Annotated in this window: 18 protein-coding genes and 1 pseudogene; 14 read left to right on the top strand and 5 right to left on the bottom strand. The window is 69.2% G+C overall.

The annotated features are described in order from the left end of the window. Nucleotides 1-4: 4 nt before the first annotated feature. The 4 genes and pseudogenes from EV140_RS09000 to EV140_RS08990 all read left to right on the top strand — a co-directional run bounded on the left by EV140_RS09000 (nucleotide 5) and on the right by EV140_RS08990 (nucleotide 5,642). Nucleotides 5-2,299 carry a transglutaminaseTgpA domain-containing protein gene (locus EV140_RS09000; RefSeq protein ID WP_130283171.1) on the top strand — a complete coding sequence of 765 codons (2,295 nt, stop codon included), beginning with the start codon at nucleotides 5-7 and terminating at the stop codon, nucleotides 2,297-2,299. Continuing rightward, nucleotides 2,296-2,445, top strand: a pseudogene (locus EV140_RS13640) (double zinc ribbon domain-containing protein); the annotation flags it as partial. The gene EV140_RS09000 and the pseudogene EV140_RS13640, both read left to right, overlap by 4 nt. A 216-nt stretch (nucleotides 2,446-2,661) precedes the next feature. Continuing rightward, nucleotides 2,662-2,985: an FHA domain-containing protein gene (locus tag EV140_RS13520; protein ID WP_241971397.1), complete on the top strand. Its 324-nt coding sequence runs from the start codon at nucleotides 2,662-2,664 to the stop codon at nucleotides 2,983-2,985. Between the two features lie 92 nt (nucleotides 2,986-3,077). Next, nucleotides 3,078-5,642: an FtsK/SpoIIIE domain-containing protein gene (locus tag EV140_RS08990; protein ID WP_130283167.1), complete on the top strand. Its 2,565-nt coding sequence runs from the start codon at nucleotides 3,078-3,080 to the stop codon at nucleotides 5,640-5,642. Nucleotides 5,643-5,651: 9 nt separating this feature from the next. Here EV140_RS08990 and ald read toward each other — a convergent pair whose 3' ends face one another. Beyond that, nucleotides 5,652-6,767 carry an alanine dehydrogenase gene (ald, locus tag EV140_RS08985; RefSeq protein ID WP_130283165.1) on the bottom strand — a complete coding sequence of 372 codons (1,116 nt, stop codon included), beginning with the start codon at nucleotides 6,765-6,767 and terminating at the stop codon, nucleotides 5,652-5,654. A gap of 264 nt (nucleotides 6,768-7,031) precedes the next feature. Between ald and EV140_RS08980 the strand changes: the two genes are divergently transcribed. Genes EV140_RS08980 through EV140_RS08965 form a run of 4 tightly spaced genes read left to right on the top strand, consistent with a single transcriptional unit; the run spans nucleotide 7,032 to nucleotide 11,214 of the window. Continuing rightward, on the top strand, nucleotides 7,032-8,237 hold the full coding sequence (locus tag EV140_RS08980) for an ABC transporter substrate-binding protein (protein ID WP_130283163.1): 1,206 nt from the start codon (nucleotides 7,032-7,034) through the stop codon (nucleotides 8,235-8,237). Between the two features lie 44 nt (nucleotides 8,238-8,281). Next, nucleotides 8,282-9,505, top strand: coding sequence for an ABC transporter ATP-binding protein (locus EV140_RS08975; RefSeq protein ID WP_130283161.1), 1,224 nt, complete (start codon nucleotides 8,282-8,284; stop codon nucleotides 9,503-9,505). 3 nt (nucleotides 9,506-9,508) lie between these two features. Then, nucleotides 9,509-10,423 (top strand): ABC transporter permease, encoded by a 915-nt coding sequence (locus tag EV140_RS08970; protein WP_130283159.1) that lies wholly within the window; start codon nucleotides 9,509-9,511, stop codon nucleotides 10,421-10,423. A gap of 38 nt (nucleotides 10,424-10,461) precedes the next feature. Next, entirely contained in the window at nucleotides 10,462-11,214 is a 753-nt protein-coding gene (locus EV140_RS08965; RefSeq protein WP_422386119.1) for an ABC transporter permease, read from the top strand. Between the two features lie 24 nt (nucleotides 11,215-11,238). Here the strand turns inward: EV140_RS08965 and EV140_RS08960 are convergent, their stop codons facing one another. Continuing rightward, on the bottom strand, nucleotides 11,239-12,231 hold the full coding sequence (locus EV140_RS08960) for an asparaginase (protein WP_130283157.1): 993 nt from the start codon (nucleotides 12,229-12,231) through the stop codon (nucleotides 11,239-11,241). Between the two features lie 49 nt (nucleotides 12,232-12,280). Between EV140_RS08960 and EV140_RS08955 the strand changes: the two genes are divergently transcribed. From EV140_RS08955 to dxr, 3 genes are all read left to right on the top strand, one after another. Next, nucleotides 12,281-12,754 (top strand): OsmC family protein, encoded by a 474-nt coding sequence (locus tag EV140_RS08955; protein ID WP_130283155.1) that lies wholly within the window; start codon nucleotides 12,281-12,283, stop codon nucleotides 12,752-12,754. A 124-nt stretch (nucleotides 12,755-12,878) separates the two neighbouring features. Beyond that, a complete protein-coding gene (locus EV140_RS08950; protein WP_198674410.1) occupies nucleotides 12,879-13,865 on the top strand; it encodes an FKBP-type peptidyl-prolyl cis-trans isomerase in 987 nt (328 codons plus the stop codon). A 22-nt stretch (nucleotides 13,866-13,887) separates the two neighbouring features. Further along, entirely contained in the window at nucleotides 13,888-14,967 is a 1,080-nt protein-coding gene (dxr, locus tag EV140_RS08945; protein WP_130283151.1) for a 1-deoxy-D-xylulose-5-phosphate reductoisomerase, read from the top strand. Here the strand turns inward: dxr and EV140_RS13360 are convergent. Further along, entirely contained in the window at nucleotides 14,964-15,476 is a 513-nt protein-coding gene (locus EV140_RS13360; protein ID WP_198674409.1) for a hypothetical protein, read from the bottom strand. The genes dxr and EV140_RS13360 overlap by 4 nt on opposite strands. After that, nucleotides 15,473-16,771, bottom strand: coding sequence for a serine/threonine-protein kinase (locus EV140_RS08935; protein ID WP_130283149.1), 1,299 nt, complete (start codon nucleotides 16,769-16,771; stop codon nucleotides 15,473-15,475). Before EV140_RS08935 ends, EV140_RS13360 begins: the two co-directional genes overlap by 4 nt. Nucleotides 16,772-16,805: 34 nt before the next feature. Between EV140_RS08935 and EV140_RS08930 the strand changes: the two genes are divergently transcribed. After that, entirely contained in the window at nucleotides 16,806-18,137 is a 1,332-nt protein-coding gene (locus tag EV140_RS08930) for a M50 family metallopeptidase (protein WP_241971395.1), read from the top strand. Between the two features lie 41 nt (nucleotides 18,138-18,178). Here the strand turns inward: EV140_RS08930 and EV140_RS08925 are convergent, their stop codons facing one another. Beyond that, nucleotides 18,179-19,363 carry an acetyl-CoA C-acyltransferase gene (locus EV140_RS08925; protein WP_130283145.1) on the bottom strand — a complete coding sequence of 395 codons (1,185 nt, stop codon included), beginning with the start codon at nucleotides 19,361-19,363 and terminating at the stop codon, nucleotides 18,179-18,181. Nucleotides 19,364-19,502: 139 nt separating this feature from the next. Here EV140_RS08925 and EV140_RS08920 point away from each other — a divergent pair, with 139 nt between their 5' ends. Further along, nucleotides 19,503-20,282 carry a CoA transferase subunit A gene (locus EV140_RS08920; protein ID WP_130283143.1) on the top strand — a complete coding sequence of 260 codons (780 nt, stop codon included), beginning with the start codon at nucleotides 19,503-19,505 and terminating at the stop codon, nucleotides 20,280-20,282. 2 nt (nucleotides 20,283-20,284) lie between these two features. Next, nucleotides 20,285-20,962: a CoA transferase subunit B gene (locus tag EV140_RS08915; protein ID WP_198674408.1), complete on the top strand. Its 678-nt coding sequence runs from the start codon at nucleotides 20,285-20,287 to the stop codon at nucleotides 20,960-20,962. Nucleotides 20,963-21,041: the final 79 nt, after the last annotated feature.

Here is a 21,041-nt window from a genome sequence, read left to right as displayed (position 1 = left end):
GTCTGTGCTCCCGCGGCCCGCCATCCTTGCGAGTGTCCTGCTGTTCACGATGGCGGCGTGGGCCGCGATCGCGTTCGCCTGGTGGCCCGTGTACCGCGACCTCGGCTTCGTGGTGGTGGCCGCCGTCGCCATCCCGCTCGGCTGCGCGCTCGCGGTGGTCGCGACGGCGCTCCGCTGGCCGGCCTGGGGGCTGATGCTCGCGGTCACGGCCGCACTGGTCGTGGTGGGTGTTCCGCTCGCGGTTCCCTCCCGGGCGCTTTACGGCGTCCTCCCCGAGCCCGAGGGACTGCTGGAGTTGATCTCTGCCGTCGCGCTCGGCTGGACGAGACTCGTCACCATCGACCTTCCCGTCGGCACCTATCAGTCGCTCCTCGTGCCAGCGCTCGTCAGCCTGCTCGTCGGGAGTGCGGCGACCGTCGCCGTGGCGTTGCGCGCCCGCCGTCCGGCAACGGCCGTGGCCATTCCCGCCATCGGCTATCCCCTCGTTCTCGCCTTCGGGCCGGAAAGCGTCGTGTGGCCGATCAGCACCACCCTGGCCTTACTGCTGGTCCTCCTGCTCTGGCTCGCGGTGTGGCGTCGGCACCGCCGCACCGACGCGCTCATTGGCAGCGTCGACCGGGGGCGCGGGGGCGCGGTACGCCAGTTCGCCTCGGCCGTGATGGTGGTGCTGGTCGCGGGAGGAGCGGGCGCAGGCCTTATTGCTCTCATCCCGCCGCCGGATGAGCGGACAGTCATCCGCACCGTCGTCGATCAACCGTTCGACCCTTTCGCGACTCCCAGCCCGCTGGCCGCGTATCGCGCGTCGTTTCAGCCGGAGCGAGCCGACGGCATCGCGCTTACCGCTGAGGGGCTGCCCGACGGGGAGCGGGTGCGCGTCGCCGTCCTGGACAGTTACGACGGGGTCGTCTTCGCGGTGGGCAGCGACAGCGTCGACAGCGCCTCCGGCCGATTCGTGCGGGTGCCCGCCCGGCGAGACGTTCCGGAGGGGGCCAGTGTCGCCGCCGTCGAGCTCTCCCTCGGTAGGGCGTTCGGGCCGTGGCTGCCGTCCACTGGCCAGCTCGTCGACGTGACGATCCGTGGTGAGGATGCGCCGGCGGTGCGCGACCGCGTGGTCTACAACGCGGTGACCGACAGCGCAGTCCTCGTGGGCGGCGCTCCCGCGGGTTTGCGCTATCGGCTCGACGTCATCCCGGCGCCTGTCGAGGAGGTGGACCTGTCGACCGTGTCGCCGGGCGCCGCCGCGGTTCCCGCGATCGTGAGCGTGCCCGACGAGCTGCGTGACTGGCTGAGCCCCACCATCCAGGCGATCGAGGGGGAGGGAGCGAGGCTCGCGGCCGTCGTTGAGCGGCTGCAAACGGACGGTTTCTTGTCACACGGAACCGACGACGACGAGGCGCCGAGCAGGCCGGGGCACTCCATCGATCGCCTTGACGAGCTGGTCACGGCGACCCCGATGGTCGGAGACGCGGAACAGTATGCAGCCCTCGCCGCGCTGGCCGCTCGGGAGATCGGATTCCCCTCGCGCGTCGTACTCGGCTTCATCGAAGGTGTGCGCGATGACCGCGGTGAACCGCCGGTGGACCCCGCGGCGTTCCGCGAGCGAGACCTGACCGCGTGGATCGAGGTGTCGACGGTCGAACGCGGTTGGGTGGCCGTCGACGTGGTGCCGCCGCGCCGCGAGGTGCCGCCGCCCGATTCTGACGAGACGACGCCGATCACACGGCCACAGCCCGCCGTGCAACCTCCCCTCGAAGACGCGCCCCCGCCCGACGAACAGGCGCCGCCCGACGTTGACCTCGATGAGCGCGATGATGCCACGGGGCTCGACCCTCTGCTCCTTCTCGCCCTGCAGATCGGCGGCGCGGTCCTCGGGCTGATCCTGCTCGGTCTCACACCGGTCCTCGCGATTCTGGCGATGAAGGCGCGTCGCCGTCGCCGGCGCCGTCACGCGCGCGACCCCGCCACGCGCATCCTGGCCGGGTGGATGCAGGTGGTCGACGACGCGACCGATCGCGGCATCGCCGTGCCCCCGACGGGGACGCGGCGTGAGCGCGCCGCGGCCATCGGGGCGCCCTCCGTGCTCGTGCTCGCACGAGTCGCCGATCGCGCGGTCTACGCCCCCGACGAACCCAACCCGGACGAGGCAGCCAGAGTGTGGAGCGCCGTCGATGCGGTGCGCCGGACCTTCCGCGACTCGGCCACCCGTCGGGAGCGCCTGCGCGCCGCCGTATCCACGCGTTCGCTGCGCCGCTATTCTGACCGAGGCGGCAGGCAACGGCGACGGAAGGAACGCGGATGACGTGCGAGCACTGCGGGGCGGCGCTGCCCCCGGTCGCGCAATTCTGCGGTCGCTGCGGACGCTCCGTGGGCGTGAGCGCGCCGCCCGCCTCTCCGGCACCGTGTCCCGTATGCGCCACGGTCCCCTTCCCGGGCGACCGCTACTGTGGCGAGTGTGGGACGCGGCTGGGCGCACCGATCGATGCCCCTCCGCCGGCGATCGTTGGTGAGCCGGTGCCGGAGCCGGAGCCGGAGCCTGAGCCTGACCCTGACCCTGACCCTGAGCCTGAGCCTGAGCCTGAGCCTGACCCTGAGCCTGACCCTGAGCCTGAACCAGAGCCGGAGCCGGAGCCGGAACCCGAGCCCATGGTACGGGCTGAGCCGGTGCGCTTCGTTTTGCAGTTCAGCACGGGCGAGAGCGTGTCGGTGATCGGAACGGGGCTTCTCGGCCGCAACCCGCGGCCCGAGCCGGGGGAGGCGATCGATCACATCGTGATCGTGAGCGATCCCACCCGTTCGATGTCGAAGACGCACCTCGAATTCGGGCACGACGATGGCGTGTTCTGGGTGAGCGACCGACACTCCGGCAACGGCACGGTGTTGCGCGAACCCGGCCAGTTGCCGCGCTACTGCGAGCCCGGCAGGCGGTATCACATCGCGCGCGGCACCCGCGTGGACATGGGCGACCAGTTCATGATCCTCGGCTGATCGCTCCTCCCCACCCCCGCGGTCGCGACAGCTGTGCCCTCGTCGTGAGGTCGCCGGCGGCGGCCGCGGCGACGCCGTGGTGCAGTGTGCCGGTGACGATCACGTATCCCGAGCCGCCCCGAGCGTCCCCGCGCGCCCCGTTTCCGGTGATCGCGGTGATCGCGCCCCTGATCGCGGCGGTCGTCATCGGGGCCATCATTCGATCGCCGTATGTGCTTGTTTTCGCCGCACTTAGCCCCATCATCGCGGTCGCGAGCGCTCTCGAGTCCCGCCGGGCAGCGCGTCGACACGCGCGTGAGGAGGACCAGCGCTTCGCGTTCGAATGCGCGGCAACGGAACACGCGATCGAGCGTGCGCACCGCGACGAGACGGAACGCGCGTTCGCGACACCGCCGGGTGACGGCGGCTCCGTCGTCGGAGCGGCGCCGGGCGCAAGCACGATCGCCGGGAGCGCCCCGACAGTGGATGCCCATCCCGAGCAATCCGTGCGGGAGCGCTTGCGCGCCCTGCACGCCCGTGCCGCGCGCAACCCGCGCCTTCCCGTCCGCGTCCCGCCGGGCCCGGTCGAGGTGCACGGGTCCGGCTTCATCGCCGAGCGCCTCCGCGCACGACTCGGTGACCACGCGGTGCCGGACGGGTCGCCGTCCGACGGGCGCGCTCGGACGACCATCTCGGTGTCCGGGCTCGCGCGCCTCGACATCGTGCTTCCGGGCGGCGAGCGCGTCGCAGCCGACGCGGTCGTGTCGTACCTCGCCGACGAAGAGGCGAGGAACGCCCGCGCTCGAGCTGCCGCGCTGCCCGAGCGCTGTGAGTGGGCAGCGGCCCGCGATGGCCAGTCGACCCCGGGTCTCGCCGTCGGACTCGGAGCGGCCGGCACCGTCACACTCGACCTCATCACCGACGGCCCGCACGTGCTCGTCGGGGGCGCCACCGGAAGCGGCAAGAGCGAATTCCTCCGCGCACTCGCCCTGTCGGCGGCAGCGGACCCGGGTGCGTGGTCGGTGCTGTACGTCGACTTCAAGGGCGGGGCCACCTTCCAGGACCTCGCCGAGCTGCCCTCGACGGTCGGCGTCATCACGGATCTGGACGCGGTGCTCGCGACGCGTGCGCTCACGAGTCTTCAGGCGGAGATCGAGCGTCGAGAGCGTGTGCTGGCACGCGAGCGCGTCCGCGACATCGCTCAGCTCGCCTCGGGGCTGTCCCGCCTGTTGATCGTCGTCGACGAGTACGCCGCGCTCGTGGCGACACATCCCGCCTTGCAGGCGGTGTTCTCCGACCTGTCGGCGCGAGGCCGCTCGCTCGGCATCCACCTCGTGTTGTGTACGCAGCGTCCGAGCGGGGTGGTGCACGACACCGTGGCGGTCAACTGCGCCATCCGCGTCCTGTTCCGCACCACGGATGCCGCCGATGCTCGCGCACTGCTGGGCGGCGACGCCCCGTCCGTCGCCGCCGCGCCACGCGGTCGTGCGGTGATTCGCACGAGTGAGCAGTTGCTCGCCGCCCAGATCGGTCTCGTCACACCCGCGGACATCGCCGCGGTGGCGAGTGCGGCCTCGTCGGCACGCGCAGATCCGCCCTGGGCGCCGGTATTGCCGTCGGAGCTGTCTCCGACGCAGCCGGAAGTGGTCGATGGGTGGCGCCACTCCCGGGCCGAGGGGGGCCTGCTCGTCGGCCTGATCGATGACGTCGCCGCCCAGCGGTGGAGCGCGGCGAGCTGGCATCCGCGCCGCGACGGCGCGCTGGCGATCCTCGGGTGTTCGGGGAGCGGTCGAACGACCGCGCTGGCGCAGCTCGCCGCGGAAGCCAGGCAGGTCGGCTGGAAGGCAACGCTCTTGCCGCACAGCCTCGCCGATGCGCATCAGGTCCTCACGGACATCGCCACCGGTTCGGCGGCGTCGAGCCAGCCGCAGCTGCTGCTGGTGGACGGGCTGGCCGACCTGATCGACGCCGAGTCGCCCGAGCACGCGACGCAGCTTCTCACCCAATTGGACGCCGCCCTGCGTGCCCTCCACCGGCGGGGCGGCGGCGCCGCCGTCGCCGTGGGCACCGCCTCAAGCGCCGGCCGTCTCCTTGCCGGACGCTTCGGCGCGCGCCTGCAGCTGCGCGCCCTTGATCATGACGACCACCACGCCTCCGGCGCCCCGCGCGGTGAGCACAATGACCGTGCTCCCGCCGGGCGCGGGTGGTGGCGCGGGCAGCCCGTTCAGGTCGTCCAGCCGACGCAGTCGCTCCCGCCGGCGCTCGTGCCCCGCATCCGGACTGTGGGGTCCGAGCCCGTCATCGCGGTGGTCTCGGCGAACCCGGACCGCTCCCTCGAGGCGTTACGAGCATCCTGCCCCCGTCCGGTGCGAGGGGTGCCGCTTGCGGCGTTCGTCGACGCCGCCAGCCGGCACGATGTCCGGGATGGCACCCTCGCCTGCGTCGGTCATCCTGATGACTGGCAACGCGACTGGGCGGCACTCTCGCACGCGCGTCGCGAGGCCGTCATCGCGTTCGACGGCTGCGACATGAGCGACCTGCGGGCACTGGTCAGCGCGCGCATTCAGCCGCCGCCGATCGACCAGCGTGACCTGTGGGTGATCGAGCCGGGAGGCGGCTCGACCCCCGAGGTTCTGCGGGCACGCTGGTCACCGCCCTCGAGCGATGTTGCGCACTGACGTCGGGTGCTAGGCGAGGACGCTCGCGAGAGCCACAGACTCGAGCCCGTGCGCCTCACCCACCGCGGCGTTGGTCGCGCGCCCCTCATGCGTGTTTAGTCCGAGCGCGAGTGCAGGATCGGCCGCCAGGGCCGCCCGCCAGCCATTGTTGGCGATCGCCCGCACATACGGCAGAGTCGCGTTCGTCAGTGCGTAGGTTGACGTCGCCGGAACGGCGCCCGGCATGTTGGCAACGCAGTAGAAGATGCTCTCGTGCACCGTGAACGTCGGTTCGGCGTGCGTCGTGGGTCGGGTGTCGGCGAAACATCCGCCCTGGTCGACAGCGATGTCGACGAGCACGCTTCCGGGCTTCATACGGGAGACGAGCTCGTTGCTCACGAGCTTCGGAGCCTTGGCTCCCGGCACGAGCACCGATCCGATCACGAGATCGGCGGCGACAACGGCCTTGTCGATCTCGTAGCCGTTCGACGCGATCGTCTTCACGCGGCCGGCATACAGGGCATCGAGCTCACGCAGACGCTGGAGGTTCGTGTCGAGCACGGTCACGTCCGCGCCCAGTCCCACGGCCATCGCGACCGCGTTCGTGCCTGCGACACCACCGCCCAGCACCACGACGTTCGCGGGGTGCGTGCCGGGGACTCCCGGTACCAACAGCCCCTGGCCCCCGTTGGGCCGCATCATCGCGTTCGCGCCAACGATGACCGACAGCCGACCAGCCACCTCACTCATCGGGGCGAGCAGGGGCAGGGCGCGCGAGGGCAGCTGGACCGTCTCGTACGCGATCGCGGTGACCCGTGCATCCAAGAGTGCGTGAGTGAGTGCCTCCTCCGCGGCGAGGTGCAGGTAGGTGAACAGCAGGAGATCGTCGCGGAAGTAGCCGTATTCCGACGCGATCGGCTCCTTCACCTTGAGCAGAAGCTCGGCCTCGCCCCACGCCGTGGCCGCGTCGGGCACGATGCGGGCGCCCTGGGCCACGTACGCCTCGTCGGGGATGGACGATCCCGCTCCGGCGCCAGCCTGCACCAGCACCTCGTGCCCGTTGGCAACAAGGTCGTGCACACCGGACGGCGTAATGGCCACGCGGAACTCGTTGTTCTTGACCTCGGCGGGGACGGCGATTCTCATCGGAACTCCTTGGATCGGGACGTTTCGGCGCGAGGGCGCGCGCTGTTGCGCCGCGCCCCACTGCGCTGCGGCACCACTGTAGCGCCGATTCACGATGGATTCCGCACTCTTTTTCGCCTGGATGTGCTGATTTCGTGAAATTTATGTTTCAGAATGGACGAATCGAGCGCTGTGGGGTGCGGTACGCGTCGTCCGTGTGTCAGTATCAAAGACACCACAGCCGCCAGGACAGAGACGTACCTGAACGACCAAAGGAGCAGCGCCATGAATCGTCCGCTTCCCGAAGACCCGATGGTCCGCAGCCTGATCGCGCACGCACGCCGCGGGCAGGTGACCCGTCGCACGATGCTCGCCGGTACCGGCGCATCCGCAACGGCACTCGCTCTTGCGGCTTGTGCCGGTGGCGGCAGTGAGTTGCAGCCCGCCGAGGACCGTTCCGAGTCGGACCCGACGCTCAACTGGGCGAACTGGCCCTTCTACATCGATGAAGATGACAACGGCAACTACCCGACACTCGAGGCTTTCCAAGAGCAGACGGGCATCTCGGTCACCTACAACATCACCGTTGACGACAACAACTCGTACTACGCCACGGTGCGTGACCAGCTCGCTCTCGGTCAAGACATCGGCGCCGACACGGTGTGCCTCACCGACTGGATGGTGAGCCGTTGGATTCAGCTCGGCTACACGCAGGAGTTGAACTACGACAACATCCCGAACGCCGCAAACCTGTCCGAAGACCTTCGTAACCCCGAGTTCGACCCGGGCCGCCGTTTCTCCATTCCGTGGCAGGGTGGTTTCGCGGGTATCGCCTGGAACACAGAGCAGGTGGGTGAGCTTCGCTCGGTCGATGACCTCTGGGCGCCCGAGCTCCGTGGCCGCGTGGGTGTGCTCTCCGAGATGCGCGACACCATGGGTCTCATTCTCATGAATAACGGCGTCGACATTTCTGGCGACTTCAGCGCAGACGACTTCAATGCGGCGCTTGACATCTTCCGCGAGCAGGTCACGGGCGGTCAGATTCGCAACGTCCGCGGCAACGCGTACACGGAAGACCTCGTCAATGAGGACACTCTGGCCGCGATCGCCTGGTCGGGCGACATTACGCTGTTGAACTTCGAGGCGGGGTATGAAAAGTGGAAGTTTGTGATCCCGGAGGCAGGCGGAACCCTGTGGGCTGACAACTTCCTCATCCCGATCGGTTCACCGCGCAAGACCAATGCTGAAACGCTGATCAACTACTACTACGAGCCGGAGGTTGCGGCCGAGGTCGCGGCATGGGTGAACTACATCACACCGGTCGAGGGAGCCCGTGAGGCGATGGAGGCGATCGACCCCGAACTCGCCGAGAACGAGCTCATCTTCCCGAGCGACGAAACGCTGGCGAACACCCGGATCTTCCGCGGCCTGACCGGTCAGGAAGAGAACGAGTACCAGGCAGCATTCCAGTCGGTGCTGCTCGGCGCCTAGCCGCGTAGCACCAGCCGATCTACCACCCCAAGGAGCACACCGCGGTGACAAACAGCGCTGTTTCGCGCGGGGATTTCGCTGAGGCAGGTGCCGACCTCGAACTGGTCGGCATCTCCAAGCGATTCCCCGGATTCACGGCAATCGACGACCTCGATCTCACGATTCCTGCCGGATCGTTCTTCGCCCTGCTTGGCCCATCGGGCTGCGGCAAGACGACGACGCTCCGGCTCATCGCGGGCCTCGAGGAGCCGACTGCCGGCCGCATCCTCATCGGCGGCAAGGACGTCACGCGGACGAAGGCGTTCCAGCGCCCGGTCAACACGGTGTTCCAGAGCTACGCCCTCTTCCCGCACATGACGATCCTCGAGAACGTCGCGTTCGGCTTGAAGCGTCGCGGGGTGAAAGACGCCACGAGGCTCGCGCACGAGGCCCTGCAGCTGGTCGAACTCGACCACGTCTCGGCGCGCCGACCCTCGCAACTGTCCGGAGGGCAGCAGCAGCGCGTCGCGTTGGCACGCGCGGTCGTCAACCGACCGGCGCTACTGTTGCTCGACGAGCCTCTCGGTGCGCTCGACCTCAAGCTGCGGCGTCAAATGCAGATCGAGCTGAAGGACATCCAGTCGGAGGTCGGTCTGACCTTCCTGCACGTGACCCACGACCAGGAGGAGGCCATGACCATGGCCGACACGGTCGCGGTCATGAACAAGGGCCAGATCGAGCAAATGGGTGCACCCCAGGAGCTGTACGAGCTGCCACGGACCGCGTTCGTCGCGACCTTCCTCGGCCAGTCGAACCTCTTCACGGGGCAGGTGGTGTCGTCGAACGCCGACAGCATCACCGTCGACTCGGCGGGAGCGCGCATCACGGTGCCGAAGCCTCGGGCGGAACGCCAGTCCGGCCTCGTCACGGTGGGTGTACGTCCTGAGAAGGTGTCGCTGACCAGCACGAAGCCTGCCGAAGCTGCCGGCGTCAACGTGGTGGGCCCCGGACGCATCAGCGACGTGTCGTTCAGCGGCGTGAGCACCCAGTATGAGGTGACGATCGCCGGTCACGGACCGATCTCCGTGTTCGAGCAGAACACGAGCATCTCGCGCATGCACCACGACGGCGATGAGGTCTGGCTCACCTGGAGCGTCGAGCACTCGTTCGGGCTCGCCGACGAAGGCGACGTCGAACACGACGCCCCGCGCTTCGTCGACGACACGCCTACGACGTCCATTGCGACGCGCAAGCGCGCGCAGCTCAAGGCGGAACTCGAGGAGGGCTAGCCCATGGCCTTCTCCGCGTTCACCCCGACGGAGCAGAAGGCCGACGCGTCGATCCAGAAACGATCGCCGGTCGCCCTGCTCTTGCTCTTGCCGGGTGTCATCTTCCTCGTTCTGTTCTTCGTCACGCCCCTGCTCTCGCTCCTACTGACGAGCCTCCAAGAGCCCGTTCCCGGCGGCTTCTTTGGTGAGTACCGCCAGGCGTTGCGCTGGGAGAACTACGTCTTCGTGCTCGAGACCTACGGCACGCAGACCCTGCGCTCCTTCGGCTATGCCGCGCTCGCCAGTCTCTTCGCGCTGTTGATCGGTTTCCCGCTGGCGTACTTCATCGGCATCACACTGCGGCGCTTCCCGCTGCTGCAGGCGCTGTGTCTAGTTCTCGTCATCGCCCCGTTCTTCATCTCGTTCCTGCTGCGCACCCTGGCGTGGAAGCAGATCTTCGCGATCGAGGGGCCCGTCGCCGGGTTCTTTTCGATGATCGGGATCCTCGGGCCAGGGCAGTCGATCACGGGAACCGCGTTCTCGGTGGTCTTCGGTCTCACCTACAATTTCATCCCCTTCATGACGCTGCCGATCTACGCGACCCTCGAAAGGCTCGACCTCCGACTCGTGGAGGCGGGAGGCGACCTGTACGCGAGCCCCGCCACGACGTTCCGCACGGTGACGCTGCCGTTGGCGGCGCCCGGCGTGATCTCGGGAACGCTGTTGACGTTCATCCCGGCGTCGGGTGACTACATCAACGCGTCCCGCGACTTCCTCGGCTCGACCGAGACGGCGATGATCGGAACGGTGATCGAGGCGAACTTCCTCGTGCTGCAGAACTATCCCGCGGCGGCGGCGCTGTCCATTGTGCTGATGGCCGTCATCCTCGTGCTGGTGGGCATCTACGTGAAGCGCAGCGGAACGGAGGACCTGCTGTGAGAGGCTTCGGCAAGTACACCATCTGGGTCTACTCGGGGATGGCGCTCGTCTTCCTGATGATCCCGATCGTCTACACGATCATCTTCTCGTTCAACGACGCACGGCGCACGAACATCATCTGGCGCGGCTTCACGCTCGACAACTGGCTCAACGTATGTGCGGCGCAAGACGTGTGCCGGGCCTTTGGTAACTCCATTCTGATCGCCGTCGTGGCGACCTTCATCGCCACGGTGCTCGGAACGATGATCGCGATCGCGCTCGTGCGGTACCGCTTCCGGTTCCGCAACACCACGACACTGCTGATCTTCTTGCCGCTGACGACGCCCGAGGTGGTTCTCGGTGCCGGCCTCGCCGCGCAGTTCCTGCAGGCTGGCGTGCCGAAGGGCCTCGGAACGGTGATCATCGCCCACGCCCTGTTCTGCATCAGCTTCGTCATCGTTACGGTGCGGGCCCGCGTCGCGAGTCTCGACCCTGCGCTGGAGGAAGCCGGGCGTGACCTCTACGGCTCGCCGCAGCAGGTGTTCTGGCGCATCACCTTCCCGCTCCTGTTGCCGGGCATCATCGCCGCAGCGCTGCTGTCGTTCGCGCTCAGCTTCGACGACTTCATCATCACGAACTTCAACCGTGGCGCCGAGGTCACCTTCCCGAGCTTCGTCTACACGGCGGCCGCCCGCGGTATCCCGCCGGAGGCAAACGTCATCGCGTCGGCGGTGTTCCTCCTCGCGATCCTGTTCGTGCTGGTGTCGCAGTTCACGGCGGCCGCGCGCCGCCGTCGACTGGCGAAGCTCTAGTCGCCCCGGCGGGTTGCGCGTGCACTACACGGTGACGCGCAGCCCGCCGACGACGGCGTCACCGCCTCGCACGGGCTCCTCAAGTTCGGCCCGAAACGCCGCGACGGTGTCGACGTCGACCTGACCTGTCGCGGCAAGAAGCTCAAGCGCCACCGGAGTGGTGGCACGCATCGACCCGTCCAGGATCTTCACCGCGACGCCGACGCCGCTCGGGAGGCCGATCACGACGAGCCCCTCCGCGCCGATCTTCGCGATCGCGCCGAGGGTTTCTATGACGCGGGTGTTCGCCCGACCCTCACCGTCGATGGCCCACGGCTCGGCGATGACGGCCGCCATGAGCCGCTGCGCTGCCGGCGTTGTCCCCGCCGCCACGCGGGCCGTGGCCCGCGCCAATGCGGCGAGCGACGTGGCGTGCAGCGGGGCGCCGCACCCGTCGACGCCGGTGGCGCGGATGCGCTCACCGAGCATCCCTTCGATGCTGTCGACGATGCAGCGCTGTACGGGATGCTCGGGGTCCAGGTAGCGAGACGGATCGCCGTCTCCGAGGGCGTCGCCGGCGCGCAGGAAGCCGGCGTGCTTCCCCGAGCAGTTCATCGCGAGTCGGCTGCGCTCGCCACCGTTCGCCCGGTACGCAGCCCGCTCGGCTGAGCCGAGCGGCCAGTCGGCCGGGCACTGCAGGTCGGCGGCAGTACGGCCGTCGGCGGCGAGCATGCGCTCGACGACGGCCAGGTGGCGGGGCGAACCGCAGTGGCTTGCCGTCGCGAGCACCAGCTCATCGTCGGCGAACTCCGCACCCGATTCGATCAGGGCGAGCGTCTGCAGGGGTTTCAGCGTCGAGCGCGGGAAGACGGTCGCGTCCACGTCGCCGAGCGTGCGCAGCCGCTCGCCGTCCGCCGTGACGACCGCGGCAGTGCCAATGTGGCGGGACTCGATGAGGCCCGAGCGGTGGAGGTGCGCGAGTTCGACGCTTCCGTCGACGCTCAAGGGTGCGGGGGCGGCGGACGGGGTCGAGTTCATGGTGAAATCGAGCGTAGCGCCGCGATGCGGCGACGAGAGGGAGACGCACATGCGCGAGCACGGCTACGCCGTCACCGTCACCTGGAGCGGCAATCGCGGTGAGGGCACGTCCTCGTACCGCTCATACGGGCGAGACCACGCGATCAGGGCGGACGGCAAACGCCACGCCATCGACGGCTCGGCCGACCGCACCTTTCACGGCGACGCCGATCGCTGGAATCCGGAGGAGTTGCTCATCGGGGCCCTCGCCCAGTGCCACATGCTGAGCTACCTGCACGTCGCCGCCGACGCCGGCGTCATCGTCGTCGACTACGTCGATGCGGCTTCTGGAACACTCGAGACGCGCGCGGACGGGGGAGGGGCGCTCACGGAGGCAGTCCTCCGGCCGGTCGTCACCCTCGCCGCCGGCGGCGACACGGAGCTCGCTCACCGCTTGCACGAGCGGGCGGCCGAACTGTGTTTCATCGCCAACTCGGTGTCGTTCCCCGTTCGCCACGAGGCGCGCACGGTCATCCGCGACTGACGTCTGCGCGCGTGGAGCCTGATTGATCCGCCGCGGCTGAGGGGGGATGGGGCGTGGAGCCGACTCCAACGCGACAGGTGGCAGACTGGGCCCTTCCGTTCGCATCGACGCCGAAGGACTTCCTGTGCGCCATTCCACCGTATTTTCTAGCCTCATCGCGGCCGGGCTCCTCGTCGGGCTCGCCGCGTGCACGCCGTCGGGGGAGTCGACGAGCAACGAGCGCGATACCGCAGACGGATCCTGCGCGGTAGCCGGCGCCGCTAGCGACGCGGTCGCGATCGACGGCGACTACGGGCAAAAGCCGGTCTACGAGTTCGACGGCCCGCTGAGCCCCGACACGACCGAACGCACCATCGTCTCCGAGGGGGACGGGGCCGAGATCGACGAGGGAGACATCGTCGATCTGAACTACTCGATCATCAACGGCGCGACCGCCGAGGAGATCGAGTCGACATACGATCAGGGAACGTCTGTTCAGCTGCGCGTCGACTCGCTCGCTCCCGTGCTCAGCGGGCTGTCGAAGACGATCGCGTGTGCCACCGAGGGCAGCCGCATCGTCGGCGTGATCCCCCCGGTCGACGCCTTCGGCGAGGCCGGCGCGCCCGAGTTCGGGCTGGAGGCCTCGCAGTCTCTGGTCTTCATTGCCGACATTGTGCGCATCGCGCCCGAGCCGCTCGCTCGCGCTGAGGGTGAGCCGCAGGAAGCCCCCGCCGACTTCCCCATCGTGGAACTCGCCGAGAGTGGCGTGCCGACGATCACCATTCCCGACGTTGAGCCCCCCGCCGGGTACGGGGAGGCGACGCTGATCCTCGGTGACGGTGACGTTGTTCCCGACGGCGCGACCGTGACGGTGCACTACACGGGGATCAACTGGAACACCGGCGAGGTCTTCGACTCGAGCTGGGAGCGCGGGCAGCCCGCCTCCTTCCCGACCGGAGGCGTGATCCCGGGCTTCCGTGACGCCCTGGTCGGCTCGACCGTGGGTTCGCAGATCGTCGCGATCATCCCGCCCGAGCTCGGCTACGGCCCGCAGGGCGGAACCCCTGACGGCTCGATCGGGGCGGAAGACACGATCGTATTCGTCGTCGACATTTTGGGCTTCGCTGGCTGATCGAGGCGGCAGGATGGTCACTATGCGCGACGTGATCATTCTCGGCTCCACCGGCTCCATCGGGGTGCAAGCCCTCGAGGTGGTGGAGGCGAACCCTGACCGATTCCGCGTGGTCGGCCTCGCTGCCGGTCGCAACCGTGAATTGGTGGAGGAGCAGGCTCGTCGCTTCGGCGTGCAGCACGTCGCGCTCGGCGCGGAGGAGGCGGCCCGACTCGTCGAGACGGTCGACTGCGACGTGGTGCTGAACGGCATCACCGGCTCGGTGGGGCTCGCCCCGACGCTCGCCGCGCTGACCGCCGGTCGTACCCTCGCGCTGGCGAACAAGGAGAGCCTGATCGTCGGAGGTTCCCTCGTGACCGAGCTCGCGCATCCCGGTCAGATCGTGCCCGTCGACAGTGAGCATTCGGCCATCGCCCAGGCGCTGCTCGCCGGCGTCGCGCACGAAGTGCGGCGCCTCGTCTTGACAGCAAGCGGGGGTCCGTTCCGCGGGCGCTCGCGCGCGTCGCTTGAGGGGGTCACCCCGGCGGAGGCGCTCGCCCACCCGACGTGGGACATGGGCCGCGTCATCACGACGAACTCCTCGACGCTCGTGAACAAGGGCCTCGAGGTCATCGAGGCGAACCTGCTGTTCGAGGTGCCGTACGACCGCATCGACGTCACGGTGCACCCGCAGTCGATCGTGCACTCCATGGTCGAATTCGTCGACGGGTCGACGATCGCGCAGTGCTCGCCGCCCGACATGCGGCTGCCGATCTCGCTCGGGCTCGACTGGCCGCACCGTGTCGCCGGTGTCGGGGCGCCGCTCGACTGGACGACGGCGAGCACGTGGACGTTCGAACCGCTGGACTCCCGGGCATTCCCGGCGGTCGAGCTGGCGAAGCAGGTGGGGGCTGCGGGCGCGACTTTCCCTGCCGTGTTCAACGCCGCGAATGAGCAAGCCGTTCACGCATTCCATGACGGACGCATTGGCTACCTCGCGATCCTCGACACCGTGCGCGACGTCATCGATCGGCACGAGGCGAACCCGATGACGCTCGAGGGCGTGCTCGAGGCAGAGGCCTGGGCTCGCCGCGCGGCCGACGCGGTGATCGCCGCGGCTTAGTCGCGGTTGCCCCGGCCGCCGCGACCGTTGCCCGGGTTGCCGGGAGGGCCCCCGTTGTCGCTGCCGGGTCCGCCGCCGTTACCGCCGCCCTCAGTAGCCTCGCGCTCGGCTTGCTCGCGCTCCGCCTGCTCGCGTGCGGCTTGCTCGCGCGCGGCCTGCTCGCTTGCCTCACGCTCGGCGCGTTCAGCCTCGGCGTGCTCGGCCGCCACGCGTTCGGCCTCCACGCTCGCCGCGACAAGGGCGATGGCGGCGATGATGCTGTCTAGCCGCTCCGTCGAGACGAGCCCGCGGGCGTGCGCGTCGCGCGCGTCTGCCTCAAGGGCCATCAGGCGCATGGCCGCGGCATTCCAGTCGCCGTCGGCGGCGGCTGTGGTCACCGCAAGCGTCTGTTGTTGAAGATCACGCGCGGTGTCGTCGTCGTAGGACGCGCCGCCTGCACAGCCCGATACGATGAGTCCCGCGGCGACGGCCAGCGCGGTCGACCGCGCCAGGAGCACGGTGAGCCTCACGGGGTCACGCTCCGCTGCAGTCGTTCGAGGTTGTCGCCGAGTTCCCCGGGCACACTCGGATACTCGACCGCGGGCTTGACCGACGAGTTTCCCGCCGTGAGTGAGGTCGCGAGGGCCACGCCGGCGACCCCAAGGGAGACGACCGCGATCGCCGCGGCGGCACCGAGGACGACGCGGGCAAGCCGCCCACGGAGGCCGAAGGGCCGACGCGACTCGTGCGGTCGGGTCGCATCGGCTGCGCGTGCCGCAGACTCGGTGCGGCCCGCCCCGCCGATCACCCCGGTCGTCCGCTGCTCGACCGGGGGCAGGATCCGGGTGGGCTCGGGCATCGCCCCCGTCGCCTCATCATCGATGGCGACCTCGGCGGTGCTGGCGGGCGCCGATACCGGGGTGGCGACGGTTGCCGCACTGTCATCGTCGATCTCGGGCAGCGCTGGGACGTCGGCGAGCCCTCTCAGCTCGTCGGCGACCTCGAGCGCCGTGGGTCGATCGTCGGGGTCGCGCGCCGACATGCGGCCAAGCAACGACCCCCACCCGACGTGCATGTCGTGGGGGATGGCGGGGTCGCGCGTCACGCGCGCTGCAGCGGCTTCCACGCCGGCGGCATCGAACGCGCGGCGCCCCGTGAGTGCTTCGAGCAGCACGAGAGCGAGCGAGTAGATGTCGCTCGGCGGCTCGACGGCGGAACCGAGGGCCTGTTCGGGGCTCAAGTAGTGCACGGTGCCGAGCACGGCGCCGGTTCCGGTCTGCCCGTCGGCGTCGACGAGGCGCGCGATGCCGAAGTCGACGAGCTTCGCGCGGGGGGCGGTTTCGCCCTCCGCGGTCGCCGGGACCAGGATGTTGCCGGGCTTGACGTCGCGGTGGATGATGCCGCGGGCGTGGATGTGCGCGAGCGCCTCCGCGATCGTGGCCCCGATGACGGCCACCTGATCGTGGGGGAGCCGGCCGCGCGAGATCATGCGCCCGAGATCGTCGCCGTCGACGAGCTCGAGCACGAGGGCTGCGCCTCCGGGGGCTGGCACCCCGTCGACGGCGTCGAACAGGGTTACGAGGGCGGGGTGGTTGAGGCCCGCCAGGAGGTCGACCTCGTCTCGGTGCCGGCGCATCCCGTCGCCCGCGGCCAGCTCCGCGCGAAACACCTTGAGCGCGACCTCGCGCCCGAGTTGCGTATCGGTGGCGGCAAAGACGCTCGACATGCCCCCGCGGCCGATGAGTCGGTCGACGCGATAGCGGTCGCCGACGATTCGGCCCGGCGCGAGGTCGAGGCCGCTGGTCCCTGCGGACGTGGCGGTCATGAGACGCAATGCTAGACCCGGTTACTCTGTGCCCGTGGAATCCGTCCTGCTGTACATCGTCGGCATCCTCGTCGTCGTTGTCGGGCTGGTGGTCTCGATTGCGCTGCACGAGCTGGGCCACTTTGTGCCCGCCAAGGCGTTTGGCGTGCGCGTCCGGCAGTTCATGATCGGCTTCGGTAAGACGATCTGGTCGACGCGGCGTGGCGAGACCGAGTACGGCTTCAAGTGGATCCCGCTCGGCGGTTACATCTCGATGGCCGGAATGTACCCACCGGCCGCCGGGTCGAAGGGGCGGTATTCCACGACGGGCTTCTTCCAGACGCTCGTACAAGACGCGCGTTCGGCGTCGGCTGACACGATTTCCCCGGGGGAAGAGCACCGCAGCTTCTACCTGCTCCCGGTGTGGAAACGGATCATCATCATGCTCGGCGGCCCGTTCATGAACCTCGTGATCGCGGTCGTGCTCTACGCGGTCTTGCTCATGGGCTTCGGCATTGCGCAACCGTCGACCACGCTCGGCAGCATCAACGAGTGTGTGGTTCCCGCCACGAGCGCCGTGCAGGAGTGCGGCCCCGACACGCCCGTGGCCCCCGGCAACGAGGCGGGGCTGCTTCCCGGCGACCGCGTGCTCGCGATTGACGGCCGGGCCATCGCCGAGTGGGACGACATCTCGGCCGCCATCCGCCCCGCCGCCGGCCGCACGATTCCCGTCATCGTGGAGCGCGACGGCGAGGAGGTCAGTCTTCGTCTCACGCCTCTCCTCACCGAACGCTACGTTCTGGATGATCGTGGCCGGCTCATCGACGGCCCTGACGGTCAGCCGCTCACCGAGGAGGTCGGCTTCGCCGGCATCGCCCCGGCGTACGAGACGGTTCAGCAGCCCGCAAGCGAGGTGTTGCCGGCGGTCGGTGACAACATCGAGGCCGTCGTGCGCATCATCGCGACGCTGCCGCAGCGCATGATCGATGTCGCCGAGGCCGCGTTCGGGCCTGCCGAACGTGACCCGAACGGCCCGATCAGCGTTGTGGGCGTCGGCCGTATCGCCGGGGAGATCGCGAGCCTCGACACGATTCCCGTGGTGGAGCGGGTGTCGGCGCTCGTCGGCGTTCTCGCCGCTCTGAACGTCGCCCTGTTCGTCTTCAACCTGATCCCGCTGCTGCCGCTGGACGGTGGCCACGTTGCTGGTGCGCTGTTCGAGAAGCTCCGCCGCTTCTTCGCGAAGTTGTTCGGCCGCCCCGACCCGGGCCCGCTCGACACGGCACGCCTCGTACCGATCACCCTTGGCGTCGTTATCGTGCTCGGCGTCATGAGTGCGCTGTTGATCTACGCCGACATCGTGAACCCGGTGAGGCTCTTCACCCCGTAGTGCCGAGACGCGCGTGCGCGCCCCGGCACTCTCGGGTGTTCCTAGACCGCCTCGAGCAGCAGCGACTGCCCTTGCCCGCCGCCCCCGCACAGCGAGATGGCGGCGCGGCGCGCACGGCCCGCGTGGACCGCGTGTGCGGCGTGCGCCACGAGGCGTGCCCCGGATGCTCCGACGGGGTGCCCGAGGGCGATCGCGCCGCCGTCGGGGTTCACGATCGCCGGGTCGACGCCCAGGTCGCGGGTCGACTGGATCGAGACGGCCGCGAACGCCTCGTTGATCTCGATGTGGTCGAGGCTGTCGACGCTCCAGCCGACCCGGTCGAGGGCGGCCGTGATGGCCCGCGACGGCTGGCTGTGCAGAGAATTGTCGGGGCCGGCGACTTCGCCCCAGCCGACGACGCGCGCGAGGATCATCGCACCCTGCTCGCGGGCCCAGTCCTCTCGCGCGACGACAACCGCCGCGGCGCCGTCGCTCAGCGGTGACGCGTTGCCCGCGGTGATGGTGCCGTCGACGGTGAAGGCGGGCCGGAGGCCGCCGAGCGTTTCCGCCGTGCTGTCGGGCCGCACCCCCTCGTCGCTGTCGACGGTGGTGGCGCCCCGTCGGTTTGCGATCTCGATAGCAGCGATTTCGTGGGCGAGTCGGCCGTCATCGGCAGCGGCCGCCGCCCGCTGATGTGAGGCCGCAGCGACCTCGTCTTGCTCGGTGCGGCTGATGCCGAGGCGTCCGACGTGACGTTCGGTGCTTTCCCCCATCGAGATTGCGTCGACCGCGTCGGTGAGACCGTCATACGCGGCATGGTCGAGCGCGCTCTGCGTGCCGTAGACCCAGCCCATGCGCACGCCCGGCAGCAGGTGCGGCGCGTTGGTCATCGACTCCATGCCGCCGGCGAGGACCGCATCGGCATCGCCGAGGCGCACGAGTCGCGCCGCGTCGGCGATCGCCCGCGCGCCCGAAAGGCACACCGAGTTCACGCTCGAGGTTGCCACCGAGGGCGCAAGGCCTGCGCCCAATGCGACCTGGCGCGAAGGGTTCTGGCCGCAGCCGGCGGGCAATACCTGGCCCATGATGGCGGCCTGGATCGCCTCGGCGGGCACACCGCTGCGCTCCAGCGCCGCGCGGGCGGCGTGGATCCCGAGGTCGACGGCGGAAAGGCGGGCAAGGCTTCCGCGGACGCGGCCCTGTGGGGTGCGGGCGGCGGCGATGATGACGACTGCGTTGTCGCTCATGAGAACTCCGTTCGTGGGGAGGGTGAGTGTCTTCGACCTTAGCGGCGCGCTCGCGCTAGTTTGGGCGTATCCCGACCAGGGACCGAGTCAGCGCCGACTCCGCGCCGACTCGTCGTGCCATCCCACAAGGAGACGAACGATGACGATCGACAAGACGGTCGGCAGTCCTGCCGACGCCGTCGCCGACATACCCGACGGCGCGAGCCTCGCGGTGGGTGGCTTCGGACTGTGCGGCAATCCGATGCTGCTGATCGAGGCGTTGCTCGCGCAGGGCGCACGCGAACTGAAGATCGTGAGCAACAACTGCGGGGTCGACGACTGGGGTCTCGGCATTCTGCTGGCGGCGGGGCGCATTGCCAAGATGACGTCGTCGTACGTCGGAGAGAACAAGGAGTTCGAGCGGCAGTTTCTGTCCGGCGAACTCGAGGTCGAGCTCACACCCCAGGGAACGCTGGCGGAGAAGCTGCGTTCGGGTGGCTCGGGGATCGCGGCGTTCTACACCCAGACCGGCGTTGGAACGCAGGTCGCGGAGGGCGGCCTCCCGCGACGCTACAACTCGGACGGGACGGTGGCTGTCGCGTCACCGGCCAAGCCCGTCGCGACCTTCGCGGTGCGCGGAGAGGATCGCGAGTTCGTCCTGGAGGAGGCGATTACCACCGACTTCTCGCTCGTCCACGCGGCGCTCGGCGACCGCCACGGCAACCTCGTGTTCTCCCGGTCGGCCCGCAACTTCTCTCCGCTCGCGGCGATGGCGGGTCGGGTGGCCATCGCGCAGGTCGAGCGGCTCGTCGAACCGGGCGAGCTCGATCCCGACATGGTTCACCTCCCCGGCGTCTTCATCGACCGAGTCGTCGAGGTGGGTTCGGACATCGAGAAGCGCATCGAGCGACGAACAGTGCGTTCAGGAGAGGGGAGCTGATCATGGCACTGTCCCGCACAGAAATGGCGGCGCGCGCCGCCAGGGAGCTCACCGACGGCGCGTACGTGAATCTCGGTATTGGTTTGCCGACCCTCGTTCCCAACTATGTGCCAGACGGCGTGACCGTCGTCTTGCAGAGTGAGAACGGCATCCTCGGCGTCGGCCCTTACCCGACGGACGACGCGGTCGATCCCGACCTCATCAACGCCGGCAAGGAAACGGTGACCGTGCTTCCGGGCTCCGCCTTCTTCGACTCGGCGACGAGCTTCGGCATGATCCGCGGCGGCAAGATCGACGCGGCGATCCTCGGGGCCATGCAGGTCTCCGAAAAGGGGGACCTCGCGAACTGGATGATCCCGGGAAAGATGGTCAAAGGGCCCGGGGGAGCCATGGATCTGGTGCACGGCGCAGGGCGCGTCGTCGTCTTGATGGAACACGTCGCGAAAGACGGCTCGCCCAAGATCGTGACCGAGTGCTCGCTGCCGCTCACCGGCCGCGGCGTCGTTGACCGCATCATCACGGACCTCTGCGTCATTGACGTCACGGATGCCGGACTCGAATTGGTGGAGGTGGCGCCGGGCGTGAGCGTTGAGGAGGTGACGGCAGCCACAGAGCCTCCGCTGCGCATCCCAGAGCGCCTTGCCGCACAAACGGCGGCAGTGCCTCAAGGCGGCGCCTGAGGCGCGGGTTCAGGGCGGTGCTCTAGTCTGAGCACCGTCCTCCCGCGGCCCTCTTCGCCGCCTCCCTGAACCCGAAAGT

This window comes from Microcella alkaliphila, assembly GCF_004216855.1.
GTDB classification, from domain to species: domain Bacteria; phylum Actinomycetota; class Actinomycetes; order Actinomycetales; family Microbacteriaceae; genus Microcella; species Microcella alkaliphila.
This window is presented reverse-complemented; position numbering and strand designations above follow the sequence as displayed.